Source organism: Grimontia celer (assembly GCF_900055185.1).
GTDB lineage: Bacteria > Pseudomonadota > Gammaproteobacteria > Enterobacterales > Vibrionaceae > Enterovibrio > Enterovibrio celer.
This window is the reverse complement of the sequence record NZ_FIZX01000002.1, coordinates 845326-859794: the sequence shown is the minus strand read 5'-3', so window position 1 is coordinate 859794 and position 14469 is coordinate 845326. Positions and strand designations below refer to the sequence as shown.

Annotated in this window: 17 protein-coding genes; 4 read left to right on the top strand and 13 right to left on the bottom strand. The window is 47.9% G+C overall.

The window, feature by feature from the left end:
• Positions 1 to 64: 64 nt before the first annotated feature.
• Positions 65 to 331 (top strand): hypothetical protein, encoded by a 267-nt coding sequence (locus GCE9029_RS14035; protein WP_062663965.1) that lies wholly within the window; start codon positions 65 to 67, stop codon positions 329 to 331.
• Here the strand turns inward: GCE9029_RS14035 and GCE9029_RS14030 are convergent.
• Together GCE9029_RS14030 and GCE9029_RS14025 are read right to left on the bottom strand one after the other, a co-directional pair.
• Positions 328 to 681 (bottom strand): DUF5329 family protein, encoded by a 354-nt coding sequence (locus GCE9029_RS14030; RefSeq protein ID WP_197475366.1) that lies wholly within the window; start codon positions 679 to 681, stop codon positions 328 to 330. The genes GCE9029_RS14035 and GCE9029_RS14030 overlap by 4 nt on opposite strands.
• Complete coding sequence (locus GCE9029_RS14025) at positions 678 to 1691, bottom strand: MBL fold metallo-hydrolase (protein ID WP_062663961.1); 1014 nt, start codon at positions 1689 to 1691, stop codon at positions 678 to 680. The genes GCE9029_RS14030 and GCE9029_RS14025 overlap by 4 nt, the downstream gene beginning before the upstream one ends.
• A gap of 179 nt (positions 1692 to 1870) precedes the next feature.
• On the opposite strand from GCE9029_RS14025, the gene GCE9029_RS14020 reads away from it, so the two are divergent.
• On the top strand, positions 1871 to 2482 hold the full coding sequence (locus GCE9029_RS14020; protein ID WP_062663959.1) for a TetR/AcrR family transcriptional regulator: 612 nt from the start codon (positions 1871 to 1873) through the stop codon (positions 2480 to 2482).
• 319 nt (positions 2483 to 2801) lie between these two features.
• Positions 2802 to 3425, top strand: a complete 624-nt coding sequence (locus tag GCE9029_RS14015; RefSeq protein WP_062663956.1) for a heme-binding beta-barrel domain-containing protein — start codon at positions 2802 to 2804, stop codon at positions 3423 to 3425.
• Between the two features lie 15 nt (positions 3426 to 3440).
• Here the strand turns inward: GCE9029_RS14015 and GCE9029_RS14010 are convergent, their stop codons facing one another.
• The 10 genes from GCE9029_RS14010 to cuyA all read right to left on the bottom strand — a co-directional run bounded on the left by GCE9029_RS14010 (position 3441) and on the right by cuyA (position 12875).
• Positions 3441 to 3683, bottom strand: coding sequence for a hypothetical protein (locus GCE9029_RS14010; protein ID WP_002538849.1), 243 nt, complete (start codon positions 3681 to 3683; stop codon positions 3441 to 3443).
• Positions 3684 to 3781: 98 nt separating this feature from the next.
• Positions 3782 to 4204 (bottom strand): TraR/DksA family transcriptional regulator, encoded by a 423-nt coding sequence (locus GCE9029_RS14005; RefSeq protein WP_062663954.1) that lies wholly within the window; start codon positions 4202 to 4204, stop codon positions 3782 to 3784.
• A gap of 28 nt (positions 4205 to 4232) precedes the next feature.
• Positions 4233 to 5432 carry a zinc metallochaperone GTPase ZigA gene (zigA, locus tag GCE9029_RS14000; RefSeq protein WP_062663952.1) on the bottom strand — a complete coding sequence of 400 codons (1200 nt, stop codon included), beginning with the start codon at positions 5430 to 5432 and terminating at the stop codon, positions 4233 to 4235.
• A gap of 175 nt (positions 5433 to 5607) precedes the next feature.
• The gene (gene cuyB / locus GCE9029_RS13995) at positions 5608 to 6312 is read right to left on the bottom strand and encodes a cysteate racemase (RefSeq protein ID WP_062663951.1); all 705 of its coding nucleotides are present in this window, start codon (positions 6310 to 6312) and stop codon (positions 5608 to 5610) included.
• 3 nt (positions 6313 to 6315) lie between these two features.
• Complete coding sequence (locus GCE9029_RS13990) at positions 6316 to 7596, bottom strand: TRAP transporter large permease (RefSeq protein ID WP_062663949.1); 1281 nt, start codon at positions 7594 to 7596, stop codon at positions 6316 to 6318.
• Between the two features lie 39 nt (positions 7597 to 7635).
• Positions 7636 to 8154, bottom strand: a complete 519-nt coding sequence (locus GCE9029_RS13985) for a TRAP transporter small permease (RefSeq protein ID WP_062663947.1) — start codon at positions 8152 to 8154, stop codon at positions 7636 to 7638.
• Between the two features lie 93 nt (positions 8155 to 8247).
• Entirely contained in the window at positions 8248 to 9231 is a 984-nt protein-coding gene (locus tag GCE9029_RS13980; protein ID WP_062663945.1) for a TRAP transporter substrate-binding protein, read from the bottom strand.
• A 45-nt stretch (positions 9232 to 9276) separates the two neighbouring features.
• On the bottom strand, positions 9277 to 10485 hold the full coding sequence (locus GCE9029_RS13975) for a DegT/DnrJ/EryC1/StrS family aminotransferase (protein ID WP_062663942.1): 1209 nt from the start codon (positions 10483 to 10485) through the stop codon (positions 9277 to 9279).
• A 37-nt stretch (positions 10486 to 10522) separates the two neighbouring features.
• Positions 10523 to 11836 (bottom strand): histidinol dehydrogenase, encoded by a 1314-nt coding sequence (gene hisD / locus GCE9029_RS13970; protein WP_062663940.1) that lies wholly within the window; start codon positions 11834 to 11836, stop codon positions 10523 to 10525.
• 28 nt (positions 11837 to 11864) lie between these two features.
• The gene (gene cuyA, locus GCE9029_RS13965; protein ID WP_062663938.1) at positions 11865 to 12875 is read right to left on the bottom strand and encodes a D-cysteate sulfo-lyase; all 1011 of its coding nucleotides are present in this window, start codon (positions 12873 to 12875) and stop codon (positions 11865 to 11867) included.
• A gap of 150 nt (positions 12876 to 13025) precedes the next feature.
• On the opposite strand from cuyA, the gene GCE9029_RS13960 reads away from it, so the two are divergent.
• Positions 13026 to 13928 carry a LysR family transcriptional regulator gene (locus GCE9029_RS13960; protein WP_062663935.1) on the top strand — a complete coding sequence of 301 codons (903 nt, stop codon included), beginning with the start codon at positions 13026 to 13028 and terminating at the stop codon, positions 13926 to 13928.
• Between the two features lie 15 nt (positions 13929 to 13943).
• Here GCE9029_RS13960 and GCE9029_RS13955 read toward each other — a convergent pair whose 3' ends face one another.
• Complete coding sequence (locus GCE9029_RS13955) at positions 13944 to 14387, bottom strand: Lrp/AsnC family transcriptional regulator (protein ID WP_062663933.1); 444 nt, start codon at positions 14385 to 14387, stop codon at positions 13944 to 13946.
• Positions 14388 to 14469: the final 82 nt, after the last annotated feature.

Sequence of the window (14469 nt, the reverse complement as noted above, 5' to 3'; positions counted from 1 at the left end):
GTGGTCTGAAAAACTGGGCGAAACGAAATGCTATTCTGTGGGCATTACGTTTAGGAGGGGAAAGATGAACAGAAGAGTGGTTATTAACGGGAAAGAAATCTCCAACCCGGTTGCCATCTTGGCGCTTCAAGCTGGCGCATTAATCGTTGCCGCATTGGTCATTGCTTTTGTTTTCTTTTTGATTCTTCCGTTAGTTGGCCTTTTTATCGGCTCTATTTTTATTGCCGTCATTACCTTTTTGGTGGTTATTGCTGTCGCAGTGATTATCGGGATATTCAGCAGTGTGATTTCTGCTTATCTTTCTGAGCTTTTCGGTGGCAATAGACGTTAATTTAACTTTTCTTTTTCCGCTAACCGCTCGGTTAGCCATTGTTGGCTGGTTTGGGTGTCTTCGCCACATTTAACCTGATACGCGCGGCCAGTAAACCAGCTTTTAGATGCCACTTCGTTAATAAACATCTCGGTCGAAGCGACCCTATCTTCAGCATATTCCCACTTATTCTGAAGGTGTTCGGCCGCCTGCAGATTGTCGTATTCAGTGCCATTTCTTACAAAAGTGCAATCGGAGCTTTTCATCTGCTCGATGAGATATTCCACATCGTTTTTTACCGACGCAGAAGCTGGGATACTGACTAAGGCAGCGGCAGCCAAAGCCGCCGCGATCCCTATTGTCTTCTTCATTTCTGATTCCACCATTCAACCACTGGCAGCGTATCACCGATCGCCAAACGCTGACCAATCTCTGGGCTGACCATGGTCACTCCGCGCTCACTACTGATTTCCAGTGCTTTCGCCATCGGTTCTTGCCAGTCGTGCATCGCCAGATCAAAGGTACTGTTGTGAATAGGCAACATTACCTTACCCTGCAAATCGATGTGAGCCTGAACGCTTTGCTCTGGGAACATGTGAATGTTCGACCACAGCGTGTTGTAAGCACCGGTTTCAATCATGGTGAGATCGAACGGGCCAAATTTCTCACCGATTTCTTTGAAGCCATCGAAATAGCCAGAGTCACCACTGAAATACACATTCTTTTCGCGTGAACGGATTACCCAGCTTCCCCACAGCGTTGAGTTGCCGTCAGTGAGGCTTCGCCCCGAAAAGTGCTGCGTCGGTGTCAGGGTGAAATCAATGCCATTAACGACTTTGGATTCCCACCAGTTCAACTCAACAACCTTCTCTTCCGGTACGCCCCATTCTCTCAACGTCTGCCCAACTTTAAGCGGCACCAGAAACAGACCTGTTTTGTCGGTCAGCTTTTTCACAGAGGCCTTATCCAAGTGATCGTAGTGATCGTGGCTAATTACAATCACATCGATTTCTGGCAGATCTTCTATTGAAATCGGCGCTGGATGGAAGCGCTTAGGGCCCATAAATTGCACCGGCGAAGCACGATCGCTGAACACAGGATCTGCCATCATGAGGCTGCCATCAAGCTTCATGAGTACGCTCGAGTGACCAAGGCGATACATCACGTCTTCACGCTCCTCAATCAACTGCTCTGCAGTAATGGTATGGACAGGCAGATCAAAAGTCGGCGTTGGGTTCTTACGCTCAACTTTGATGTAAGCCTTAATGATTTCAAACAGGTTGCCTTGTTGTTTGAACCCAGGATCGCTGTTGACGAATTTGTCCGGGTAACGAGTTTCCTGTGTTTCGGTATTTGAACAAGACAGCATTGTTGAACTCATAGCAATCACTCCTAGTGTCGTCAGTAAGGTGCGTTTTAAAAAGGTTCTTTCCATAGCGACCACATGTTGATTGATAAAACTTAATGTAAACTACTCGGTGTAGTTTACAAAAGAATGATGAAAAGTAAACCGCTTAGTGTAAAATAGTCAGCGTTATTTTTGAGTTGGCACCTAACCCAATGACAGTGAAGAAAAAAACCAGAAGCGAAGTTAAACGTGAAGCCATTCTGGAGGCCGCACGTCAGGCTTTTCAGGAGTTTGGCGTGCAAAATACCAGCATGGATAAGCTTGCTGCGCTCGCCAATGTCTCCAAGCGAACCGTCTACAATCATTTCCCGTCTAAAGAAGCACTGGTCATGGAACTCCTCTCAGTGCTTTGGAAAAGCTCCATCACGCCAGAGTGCCTTGAAGAACTGTCGAAACTGCCACTGTCTGAACAGCTTTCTACTCTGCTCTATCAAGAGATCGCAGTCATTGCCCGACCTGAATACCTCGACATGGCAAAAGTGGCTTTTGGTCACTTCCTGTTCCAGCCAGAAGCCCTGCAGGAGCAAATGAAGAGTATGTCGAAAGAAGATACCGCCTTACATGCTTGGCTGGTTGAGCAAGACAAAATCGGCACATTGAGAATGGAAAATGTGGAGCTTGCACGAACTCAGTTACACAACCTCATCAAAGGATCTGCATTCTGGCCGCAGTTAATTGGTGCATGCCAACCATTGAGTGAAACAGAAGGTAAGGCTTTGGCGGAAAATACAGCTGCAATATTCCTTAGCCACTACCAGAAATAGACTCGCTATCAGTTTAAAAAAAGGCGCTGCTAGGCAGCGCTTTTCATTGACTACTTAAAATATACAAATAGCGACTATCAAAGATAAATATATATATTTTCAATCACTATGCATGATAATATCATTAGGGAAATTATTGATAATATAGTTATTCCCACAATATTAATATATCATTACACTAAAAAAATATTTCTCATATAATTTACCTTTTCATACATTCAAGTTCTCAGTTTCCGACTAAAAATGATCCAGCTCAAAATTAGTTTGCGATACATACCTATATTCCTTTTCCAAAGCCAACTTAGAAAAGGAAGTAATAATGAAAAAATTGAGCACGCTTGTTCTTGCCTCTGCTGTAGCAATGCCAGCATTTGCCGACCATAATGTTATCGACGGTATGGACTTTGGTCCTCTAGCCTCTCTTGTCGGTACTTGGAAAAGTGTCGAAACAGGTGGTGTTGATGTGGCACCCGCTCAGGAGGGCACCGAGCAAGGTAAAGGCGCTCCTGCTGTTACGCCATTCTATGAAACCATCACTTTTGAAGTGGCAGCCGACGCCGTTAACGCGAGCGATCAAAGTCTAGTTGCTCTTTACTATAAGCAGGAAGTTTTCCGTAAATCAGATGACTCTAAGTTCCACGACCAACGTGGCTACTTTATTTACGATCAGAAAAACCAAATCGTTTATAACTCTTTTTGTGTTCCGCGTACGACTTGCGTAACTGCAGAAGGTGTAGCGGGTAAAACAATGACATTGAAAGCATCAGTACGTGGTATTGCCGAATCAAATTACATGACAGAAAATGCAACCACGACTGGTTTCACCATGACAATAAATATCGAAGATGACAAGATTACGTATTCTCAAAATACCGCTCTGAATATTTATGGTAGTGATTTCTCGCATACTGATAGCAGCACCTTATATAAGGTAGCTGAATAAATAATAAAGCCAGCACTAATGTGCTGGCTTTTGCATTTGGCGGGTTTGATTCATGGTTCTCGAACCTGCCGTTCCATAGGTGTTGATATCATATCGATTGGGTGAATAACCTCTTTGCTTACGGTACTGGGTGTCTAAGCTTCTTAGGTTGATACCGTAAGATTGGTTGATTCGTTCCACGACCTCATTGATCTGAGACTGCGGTGCATTCTGGGATCTGAGGAAATAATAAAGGTTGATGGCACGTTGCTCATCCATAACTCACCTCCTCTTTCAGTGATGAGGTGAGTATAGATTTCAAGCTGACATTTGATAATCCACCATATCTGCAACAGATTATTTCCTCTATGTAATAATCAGTCCTTAAATTGCGTTTCTTTCATTTCAAGAATCGCTTTGACATCTGCACAATATTCCGCCGTCGGTCGAATAAGTAAGCGAGGAATGCCAATCGGCTCTCCAGTCTGTAAACAATATCCATAAGTTTCCAAGCGAATACGTTCCAGCGACAATTTGATTTTAGGAAGCAGCTTTTGTTCTCTATCAACAATTCGCAATGCCAATGCAGACTGCTCCTCACAAGTGGCACGGTCACTGGGGTCGCTGAAATCCATCGGGCTGACCATTTGTTCTTTCGCCGATTTGATCCTTTCAAGTGTGCTGTCATGTAGGTCGATCAATCTTTGTTTGAAGAACGCCAACTGATCGTCGTCCATATACTTAGATTCCGGTTGTTTCAGAATCTCTTCTTCCGTGAGTATTTTTGTTTTTGTATTCATAGCGTTTTATCCCCTGTCCAAGAAGGCTTCAACCTGTCGCTTCCCATTGTGGGAATGGGTCATTCAAGCTCTTCCAATAATCTTTACCTCTCAGCATTTCTTCTTCAGATAACAGGCAGTCATCCAGTGCCTGTATCATCGCATCCTGATTGAGTCCCTGTCCGATAAACACCAACTCTTGACGCATATCACCAAATGGCTCCACCCAGTTTTTGCGGATTGCCGAAAGGTATTCTTCTTCGGTCGGCCAATGAGTCTCAGGAACAGCTTTCCAAAACAAACCGGCAAAACCATAGTGGGCAATGCCTCCAGCCTGACTCCATTGCCCAGCAAATTCAGGACGGGAAGCCAACCAGAAATATCCTTTCGAGCGGATCAGTTTTCCAAAATCCCGTGTGTTGTGCAGAAACTCAAAAAACTTCTCTGGGTTAAAAGGACGGCGCGCAACATAGCTAAAACTGCCAATACCGTATTCCTCAGTTTCAGGTACATGCTCACCGCGCATTTCCTGAAGCCAACCAGGTGCTTGCTGTGCATGTTCAAAGTCGAACAATCCGGTATTCAACACATCATCAACATTCACTTGTCCATGCGAAATAGGAATGATTCGGGCGCGGGTATTAAGGGTTTTGAGGATGGCCGTTAGCCTTTCAATGTCGGTAGGCTCAGCGAGGTCCGTTTTGCTTATCAAGATGACATCAGAGAATTCCACCTGATCAATCAGCAAATCAGCCACGCTGCGCTCGTCTTCTTCTCCGAGCGACTCGCCAGTTTCAATCAGGTATTTTGCTTCGTCATAATCTTTCAGGAAGTTCACTGCATCGACGACAGTGACCATGGTATCTAAGGTCGCAACATCGGAAAGAGACACGCCGTCTTCATCGGCAAAGGTAAAGGTTTCTGCGACGGGTAAGGGTTCTGAAATCCCTGTCGATTCAATCACCAGATAATCAAACTTTCCATCCTGGCAAAGCTTGTTCACTTCCAGCAGTAGGTCTTCGCGGAGGGTGCAGCAGATGCACCCGTTGCTCATTTCCACCAACTTCTCTTCCTGATGACTTAGTGAAACTTCATTCTTCACCATGGAAGCATCAATGTTGATTTCACTCATGTCATTCACAATTACCGCAACCTTCTTCCCTTCACGGTTATTGAGAATATGGCTAAGCACCGTTGTTTTTCCGGCACCTAGAAAGCCCGAGAGCACAGTCACAGGGAGTTTAGCCATCAGAATTTACCTCTTTCCAAATCTGCAATGTTTCAGTGATGCGTCATTTCTGAAATGTTATAACATAACATTTAATCATGTTTTGCAACATTTGCGAATTTAGAGTTTGAATAAAAAACGCAGCGAAGTGCTGCGTGAAGAAATGGTGGTTGGAATAGCTTCTAAACTTCTGCTCTTAGCCTTTCACCCGAAGAACGATTTCGTCGGCCAATATCTGGGCGGCATCAAAAATCGGTAAATGGGATTTCAGGGAGTCTGCGATAACGGAGAGCTCGGTGCAGGCGATCAGCAAACACCCTGCGCCTTGGTCTTCGAGGTTTTCAGCAGCTTCGTTGAATTGGGCAATCATGTTTTCAGTCTGATTTTTTGCTTTCACCGCTTTAATCAGTGTCATCACATTCTGTTGGAAATCATCATCAGGAAAGATAGGCTTAATCCCCTGCTTGTCCATGGCTGTAGCATACAGATTCGTCAACTGAACAGCTGTAGACGCCAACAGCCCCACTCTCTCGATCTCAGGATAACTCTGATGAATTTTGGCTGCGGCGAGCTCCAGCAGATTCAATACGGGAACTGACACCGCACTTTCCACATCCGGATAAAACTTGTGGGCCGTGTTACAGGGGATCACCAGAAAGTCGGCTCCTCCCCTTTCCAACCCTTGCGCCATTTTTGCCATATACGGGCCAGGACTTTCCCCTGTTCCTTCTATAAGTGCTTTAATGCGTGAAGGAACTTTCGGGTCGTTATCCACCAGCATTCTAATATGGTCAGCATCATCATTGGCGGGCGTTGCTGCTATCACACGCTGCATCAAATCCACTGTGGCTTCAGGTCCCATACCACCGAGAATACCTACCGTTAACTCGTTTTGATTCATCCGTTAATACCCCATTAAACGCGGTAACCAAAGCACAGTTTCAGGGAAGTAACTCATCAGAAAGACCACCAGTATTTCGATGAATACAAACGGCAACGCTTTAACGGATATTTCCTCTATCGTCACCTTCGCGATACTTGAGCTGATAAACATGTTCTCGCCAAGTGGTGGTGTCGAGAATCCAATCTCGCAGCAACAAACCAACACCACACCGAAATGAATCGGGTCAACACCGAGCTGCACCATGACGGGCAACAGCACTGGCGTGACGATCATGATGGTCGCCAACGTTTCCATAAACATGCCAATCAGAATGAGAAACAGGATCACGATTAGCCAAATTAAGGCGAGGCTATCAGTCATTGACAGCAGTGCATTGGCAATCATGGTTGGCGTGTCGTTTTCCACCAAAATGCGGCCAAAGGCGGTAGCGGCAAACATGATGATCAGTACGCGACCTGTCAGCCAGGTGGTTGAACTCAGTGATTCTTTCAGACCATCCAGCGTCAGCTCTTTGTGGATGAACTTACCCACAAATAAGGTATAAAACACGGAAACTACTGCTGCTTCGGTTGGCGTAAACAGGCCGGAATAAATCCCACCTAGAATCACCAGTGGCGCCATAATTGACCAGATGCCGTCAATGCAGGCTTTCCGTAACTCTCCTGGTTCATGATCGTCGCCACCTACGTAGCCGTTTTTCTTACTGATGACGTAGTTGGCGATCATCAAACCGCCTGCGAGCATCATGCCGGGGATCACCCCTGCAATGAACAGTGCGCCTATCGACTCGCTAGCTGTCACACCATAAATCACCATGGGAATACTGGGAGGGATCACCACGCCTAATCCACCAGACGACGCCGTCAACGCAGCTGCGTAGCCTTTGTTGTAGCCTTTATCTGCAAGCGCAGGGATCATCAACATACCCACAGCCGCCGTCGTTGCAGGACCCGAGCCAGAGATCGCGCCAAAAAACATACTGGCGAGAATGGCTGAAAACCCTAAACCACCCGCCATTGGCCCAGCCAACAGCTCCGCGATGTGAACCAATCGGCGTGAAATGCCGGAAGCCTGCATTAGCGCGCCAGAGAGAATGAATGCCGGCAGCGCCATAATTGGAAAGGAGTCCACTGCGTTCCATGCAGTCTGCACCAGAGAAACATAATCATCGCCGGAGAGCAGATAGACCAGCATGGCTGAGCCGCCGAGTGCGATAACAATCGGCGCACCAATCAGCAGAAGACCAAAGAACGAGCTGAACAATACGAGGGATGCCGCCATGGCACGCTCCTTTTCGTTTGAAGCAACACTCCGTGTCGCTTATATCTTGTTTTCTTCCATCTCAATGTCATCAACATCTTTGAACTTCACGCCTTTTACCAACTTGAGGTAATTCACCTGCACAATTCGGATAGAGGTAAGTGTGAATGAGATAGGAAAGATGAGGTACAGAAAGGCCATCGACCAATCCAGTGCAGGAGAAAGGAAAGGGAATTCCATCAAGCTTTCTATCACTTCGATGCTTTTTACTGTCATCAACGTGTTGAACGCTATCCAGAGCACATCGGCAATGAGTTCAATGCCATTTCTTACCTTTTCCGGCAGCAATTTGAGATGGAAAGTCACCCGGTTGTGCGCGGAAAGCCTGGCTGCGTAAGACGCGCCAAGAAACACAAACCAAACGAACGCAAAGCGTGATAACTCTTCGCTCCAAGGAATGCCGTAGTTGAATACCACGCGCAGGATTACCTGAATAAACAGCAAGGTGACAAACAGACAAAGCAACGCCTGGCAGGCATAGCTTTCGAACTTATCGAGCTTTAACAGGAAACTTCGCATACTGAGATCCTTCTGTTGAGCGGTACACGCCAAAGGCGCGTGAGAAGGGTTGACGACTCGGCGCGCTGTGCACCGAGACGTCAACACTCAGCATTACTGCATTTTACTCAGTACGTTATCGAAGCTTGCTTTGCCACCGATATCTTCATAGAACTCTGGCCAGACTTTCTCTTTCGCCAGTTTGATCCATTGGTCTTCATCTTCCAGCGTGAAGACTTCTACGCCGTTAGCAATCATGTTCTGCTTGGCGTTTTCCGCTTCTGTCATCTGGAACACGAGTGCGTATTGCTGCGCTTCCAACCCTGCTCGGCGCAGAATTTCCTGTTGCTCCTCATTCAGTTTGCCCATGGTGCGGTTACCAATCAGTAGTGGCTGCAAGGAGTATTGGTGATGAACCTCAGTCAAGTAAGGCTGAACTTCGTAAAACTTCATGGTGTTGTTCACGATATAAGGGTTGTCCTGACCATCCACCACTTTCTGTTGTAGTGCGGTGAAGGTCTCCGTCCAAGCCATCGCGATAGGGTTTGCACCAAAGGTTTCCCAAGATTTGAGCATGATGGAGTTTTGCGGCACACGGATTTTCAGCCCTTTCACGTCCTCCATGTTTTTCACAGGGCGCTTGGAATTGGTCAGGTGGCGGAAGTTGGAATAAGTCCATCCCAGAATGTTCATCCCCGCTTCATCTTTCGCCAAAGAGTTCCAGTAATCCCCCAGCTCTCCGGTGGTGATTTTCACCGCATCGGAAGAGTTGGTGATGAGGTAAGGCATAGTTAACGCACCCAGTTTTTTCGAAAATGGTGTGACGTTACCGATTCCGACCAGCGCCATATCCAGCGAACCAAGACGTGCGTTTTGCACCATCTCGGTTTCACTGCCCAGTGCACCGCCCGGATAGAGTTTGACTTTAATATCGCCATTTGAGTAGTACTCAACCAGCTCTTTAAAACGTGTCGCGTAAGCCCCCTGGTCAGACTCAATCGGGTCACCCATCCCGACTTTCATGGTTTTTGCACTCGCCAGCACTGGCAGTGCTAAACAGGAAATCGCCAGATATTTTGCCAATTGGTTGAACTTCATATCCTTCTACCTCTTTGTTGGATTACATCCGTGAATAGTTGGCGCCTACGCGCTTTTATGGGGATAGCCGAGCTCTTCCAGCACCTCTGAAATAACTGCAGCGATTAAAGTGCTATCAGACTCTTCAAACGTGAGTGGAATGCGCATGTCCAAAAGCGCGCCCAACACCCGTTCGGTTTGGGAAAGTTGACCGGGCGAATCGAGATAAGCCCAATGGTCATACTTGCTGCTGTATCCGGAAGGTGATGTATCGCCGAGCCATTTCATGGTCACGCCGCGTTTCTCACATTCCTGAATCAGCGTTGGGAAATCGGCATTTGTCAGCTGCGGGAATGCAAACTGAATGGAACTGCCGACGAAGTGTTCCGCCTCAGGACGAACAGGTAAGCGAATACCGGGAAGCACAGCCAGCGCGGACTCGAAAGCGCCATAAAGTGCATTCCATCGTTCGCACTGTTTGTCCAGAGACGAAAGTTGTGGGCGAAGAATGGCAGCGCGGAGATTATCCATTCTTCCGCTGTAATTGGGTGTAGCAGTCGCAATCGTTTTGAAGGTTTCAATGGGCGGTAAGGTGGGATGACGATCGAAGAGCATGTAAGAGCCGGAATAGATAATCGCTTTTGCCATCACCTCGTCATCATTGGTGACCAGAAAGCCACCCTCACCGGAATTAATGTGTTTGTAGGTTTGAGTGCTGAAGCAGGAAACCAATCCAAATGTTCCGCTCTTCTTGCCATTCCAACTTGCCCCCATGGTGTGGGCGCAGTCTTCGATAACCACAATGCCTTTTTCATCACACAATGCCATTAAGGCATCCATGTCGACCAAATGCCCCCGCATGTGTGATAGCAAGAGAAAACGAGCACCCGATATGGCAGCTTTATCAGCGAGGTCTGCCATATCAATCGTTAAGTCATCAGTCGTTTCCACCAACACTGGTTTACCGCCAGCGTTATTAATTGCCCCGGGCACAGGAGCCAAAGTGAAGGCATTGCAAAGCACCGCATCACCGGATTTCACTCCCGCACACAACAGCGCAACATAGAGGGCATAACCACCGGATGCGCAGCTCAGGCAATACTTCATGTCGAGGTATTGGGCAAACTGCATATCCAGTAAATCTGCTTCACTCCGCTCTCCATCCAGCGTGTTGTAGCGATGTAGACGGCCTGTCTGCATCACTTCCACTGCGCTTGAAATCGCAGATTCAGGAATAGGTAACTGCTGGGTAAAGGGCTTGGTAAACCGCTTCATTGTACTTTCCTTCACAATCCGTGTGAGTGCCTGACAATCAGTCGTAACGCTTCTGGTCGTAGACTTCGAAATCCCAGTCCGTATCAGGGAAATACTTGGTCAGCCGCCAGTCACAGGCGCGGGCGTGTCCTTCCATCCCTTCTGTTCTGGAAATGCGCGAACCTGCCGTGCTGAATGTCAGGCTGGCATCGCGATCCAATTCCTGTGTCGTCAGGATTTTGAGGAACTTCTGCACATTCAGGCCACCGCTGTATCTCGCCGCTTTCTTGGTTGGCAGGATATGGTTGGTGCCAGAGCACTTGTCGCCGTGCGTGACTGTGCTGCCTTCGCCAAGAAACAGCGAACCATAGTTGCGAAGCCGCCCTTTCCACCAGGCAAGATCTTCCGCCTGAACCTGAACGTGTTCACATGCCCATTCATCGCTCACTTGCGCTGCTTCTTCTCGATCGTCACAGGCAATTACCACGCCGTAATCACGCCAAGCGGCTTCGCAGACATCAGCATTCGGCATATCTGCAATCACACTGGGCATGAGTTCAATGACCTTTTCGCCCAGCGTTTTACTGGTGGTAAACAACCAAACTGGAGAATTAGGCCCATGTTCAGCTTGTGAAACCAAATCCACCGCAATCGTCATTGCGTCTGCCGATTCATCTGCAATCACCGCCGATTCAGTTGGGCCAGCAAAGACATCAATCCCGACTTCACCGAACAACAAGCGCTTCGCCTCAGCGACGTAAGCATTTCCCGGACCAACGAGGATATCTGCCTGTTTTCCGGTGAATAAGCCAAATGCCATGGTCGCGATAGCATGAACACCGCCCATTTCGAGGATGATGTCTGCACCAGCAAGATCCATGGCATACACCACAGCAGGATTGATGCTGTCCCCGCGCGGCGGAGAGCAAGCGATAACGGTTGGAACACCTGCCGCTTTCGCGGTAGCAATACTCATCAGTGCGGAGGCGGCGTGGGCGTAACGTCCACCGGGGACGTAACAACCAGCACAATCGACTGGAATAACGCGCTGGCTCAGTTTCACGCCTGACTCGGTTTCGATTTCGAATTCCGTCAAACTGGCACGTTGCGCTTCAGCAAAACGACGCACCTGACGATGGGCGAAATCAATATCATCTTTCACCTGCTGCGAAACTGACGCGATCAGCGCTGCTTTCTTTTCGTCAGACAGGATGAAATCTCCCTGCCAGTTATCGAATTGCTTGGCATATTCCTCTACGGCTGCAGTGCCATCTCTGCGGATATGGGCAAGGATTTCCTTCACCACTTGCTGAATACGTTCATCTTCCGTTTGCACTTCTGATTCTCGCTTCGCGCGCTTGAGGTATTCCATGTCGTTATCTCCCTTCAATCCCTAGGGTTTAGCAATAGCTTTCAAAGTCAAAGGCATCGCGATAGCCTGGCAATGCCTGAGCGCCGCCTGTGTGCAGGAACACAATATTGTCGCAGTCTTTGAATTCGCCTTTGCGGATAAGGTCGATAAGTCCCGCCGCGCCTTTGCCGGAATAAACAGGGTCCAGCAAAATACCTTCGTAACGGGCAAACATTTCTATCGCTTCCATAGTGCTTTCGGCGGGAATGCCGTAACCATCTCCGACGTAATCACAGTTAGCACGCACGTCTTCACGTTTAACCGCGCCAGAGATACCTAATAAATCGCAGGTCTTTTCAGCCAACTTGAAAACATTCCCTTCTTGCTGTGGTTGAGGAACACGAACGCCAACACCAAGCAAAGGGATCTGGCTGTTAGTAGCAACAAGACCAGTGACTAAGCCCGCCTGTGTACCAGCAGAGCCCGTCGCGTGAACAAGGTGGTCGATTCTCAGGCCCATGTCATTGGCTTGGTTAACCAGCTCCAACGCGCAGTTGGCGTAACCCAATGCGCCTATCGCATTCGAGCCACCGCCAGGGATGATGTAAGGTTTTTTGCCTTCGGCACGCAGTGTCGCAGCAACATCTTCCATCGCAGCATTCATGTCTGTGCCGCCTGGATATTTACTGAGTGACGCGCCAAACAGTTGGTCAAGCATCACGTTGCCGTTGAGCACGTAATCCGGGTCTTCAGACGCGGTGCGATCTTCCAGCAAGATGTGGCACTCCAAACCACATTTCGCTGCAATTGCTGCTGTCTGACGACCATGGTTAGTTTGGGTCGCGCCTTGGGTGATGATGGTGTCAGCGCCTTGTTCAAGTGCATCTGCCATCAGGAATTCAAGTTTGCGGGTTTTATTACCACCGCCAGCCAGACCAGTACAATCGTCGCGTTTAATCCAGATTGTTGGCCCGCCCAAAGCTTCAGAAAGGCGCTTCATTGGCTCAAGCGGTGTAGGTAGATGCGCAAAGCGCAAACGAGGAAAGCGTGAAAGGTGCATGTCGTTGTCCCTAATAAATCGGAAAAAATAAAAAATGTGTTGCCATTTCAGACTGTGAGACGTTTTTGACTTGCGCCAATACCTATATTGAAGTGTGACCGGTTACTTTTCGGCATAACCGATTTAGCAGGAAGCTAAGAGGCTGTATCAATGGAATTAAAGTGGATAAAAGACTTTATTGCGCTCAACGATTATGGGAGCTTCTCGAAAGCGGCAGAGGCTCGTTTTGTGACACAACCCGCATTCAGCAGACGTATCCGATCATTAGAAAATTGGCTTGGTGTTGCCTTGGTAAATCGTGACAGTTTGCCCACCACATTGACGGATGAAGGCAGGAGCTTTGTTGAGGAGGCGCAGCGTTTGTGCCATGAAATGGAAGACATTCGTACCCGATTGCAAACCCAAAAAAGCGGCCGCTCATTAGTCTTTCTGGCGCAGCACTCCACGGCAGTTTCTTTCTTCCCAGCATGGATCCATACACTTAGCCCTTTGATTGGCGATACGTTGGTAAAGCTGGTACCGGGCAATATCCATGCGTTGAATGAATCGTTTCTCGCGGGCTCTGGCGATTTTATGCTGACTTTTGGTTCACAGGCCTTAGATAGCCCGCAAATCAAACGTAACAGCCAGTGCATTCAAGTGGGAACAGATACCTTGGTGCCTGTTTCTGCACCCAACGATCAGGGTTACCCCATACACAGCTTTGAAGAAGGGAAGCCCTGCCGTTTGTTGGCCTTTCCTGCAGAAACCTATCTTGGAAACCTGATTAAGCAATCTGCCATTGCCAATATTCCGAGCCAATACCGTTTCGATATCGTTTGTGAAAATGAAATGGCAGAGGGTTTGAAAGCGATGGCGAAGCAGGGTTTTGGCGCCACCTGGCTGCCATCTAGCCTGATTAAAGAGGAGCTTGCTAACCAACAGTTGGTGATATTAAACGCACCCTTTCCAACCTTGGATCTTCGGATTTTGCTTTACCGAAACCGCCACGGCTCTAAACCCGAGGCGGAGAAGTTCTGGCATTATTTGATGGAGCTTTATGGGCAGGAGTAAGCGGAAATTAATGACTCATTTGGTCGTGTTGAAAAACTCGGTCAGCACGATATGGGTCACCACCTGTTTGATGTCTGGAATCGCCTGAATCACTTCACGGATTTGATTGATACGGTTCATGCTAGGTACTTCCACATACAGCATCATGTCAGTTTCGCCGCTGATCGCATGACACCATTTCACCCCTTCAATCCGGCGAATGGTTTCCGCATAAGCCTCACAGTGATATTGGCTGGATGAAGTGTCGTATTTCAATGCAAGGTAAGCGCAGACCATTTCGACGCTTTTGTTCTCCACCACATCGGCGTGGTAGCCAAGAATAACTTTGTCTTGCTCAAGCTTTTTGATTCGTGCTGTCACTGCGGAACGCGACAAATTGACGTCCCGCGCGATTTCGCTGACGGAACGACGTGCATCTACGCGCAGAATATCCAATATTTGTTGGTCGAACTTATCCATGTTCTTCTTTCAATTCTCTTTTCGTAAATCACTTCTCTCGCAGAATATTGCGCGAAAACTGTCACTTTGTCAGCCTCAGCAA

What these genes read in the sequence shown, in the direction of transcription:
- zigA (WP_062663952.1), bottom strand. Translation starts at nt 5,432, where the DNA reads ATGGCTAAACTCCCTGTGACTGTGCTCTCGGGCTTTCTAGGTGCCGGA.
- hisD (WP_062663940.1), bottom strand. Translation starts at nt 11,836, where the DNA reads ATGGAATACCTCAAGCGCGCGAAGCGAGAATCAGAAGTGCAAACGGAA.
- GCE9029_RS14015 (WP_062663956.1), top strand. Translation starts at nt 2,802, where the DNA reads ATGAAAAAATTGAGCACGCTTGTTCTTGCCTCTGCTGTAGCAATGCCA.
- cuyA (WP_062663938.1), bottom strand. Translation starts at nt 12,875, where the DNA reads ATGCACCTTTCACGCTTTCCTCGTTTGCGCTTTGCGCATCTACCTACA.
- GCE9029_RS13985 (WP_062663947.1), bottom strand. Translation starts at nt 8,154, where the DNA reads ATGCGAAGTTTCCTGTTAAAGCTCGATAAGTTCGAAAGCTATGCCTGC.
- GCE9029_RS13975 (WP_062663942.1), bottom strand. Translation starts at nt 10,485, where the DNA reads ATGAAGCGGTTTACCAAGCCCTTTACCCAGCAGTTACCTATTCCTGAA.
- cuyB (WP_062663951.1), bottom strand. Translation starts at nt 6,312, where the DNA reads ATGAATCAAAACGAGTTAACGGTAGGTATTCTCGGTGGTATGGGACCT.
- GCE9029_RS14025 (WP_062663961.1), bottom strand. Translation starts at nt 1,691, where the DNA reads ATGAGTTCAACAATGCTGTCTTGTTCAAATACCGAAACACAGGAAACT.
- GCE9029_RS14030 (WP_197475366.1), bottom strand. Translation starts at nt 681, where the DNA reads ATGAAGAAGACAATAGGGATCGCGGCGGCTTTGGCTGCCGCTGCCTTA.
- GCE9029_RS14010 (WP_002538849.1), bottom strand. Translation starts at nt 3,683, where the DNA reads ATGGATGAGCAACGTGCCATCAACCTTTATTATTTCCTCAGATCCCAG.
- GCE9029_RS14020 (WP_062663959.1), top strand. Translation starts at nt 1,871, where the DNA reads ATGACAGTGAAGAAAAAAACCAGAAGCGAAGTTAAACGTGAAGCCATT.
- GCE9029_RS13980 (WP_062663945.1), bottom strand. Translation starts at nt 9,231, where the DNA reads ATGAAGTTCAACCAATTGGCAAAATATCTGGCGATTTCCTGTTTAGCA.
- GCE9029_RS13955 (WP_062663933.1), bottom strand. Translation starts at nt 14,387, where the DNA reads ATGGATAAGTTCGACCAACAAATATTGGATATTCTGCGCGTAGATGCA.
- GCE9029_RS13990 (WP_062663949.1), bottom strand. Translation starts at nt 7,596, where the DNA reads ATGGCGGCATCCCTCGTATTGTTCAGCTCGTTCTTTGGTCTTCTGCTG.
- GCE9029_RS13960 (WP_062663935.1), top strand. Translation starts at nt 13,026, where the DNA reads ATGGAATTAAAGTGGATAAAAGACTTTATTGCGCTCAACGATTATGGG.
- GCE9029_RS14005 (WP_062663954.1), bottom strand. Translation starts at nt 4,204, where the DNA reads ATGAATACAAAAACAAAAATACTCACGGAAGAAGAGATTCTGAAACAA.
- GCE9029_RS14035 (WP_062663965.1), top strand. Translation starts at nt 65, where the DNA reads ATGAACAGAAGAGTGGTTATTAACGGGAAAGAAATCTCCAACCCGGTT.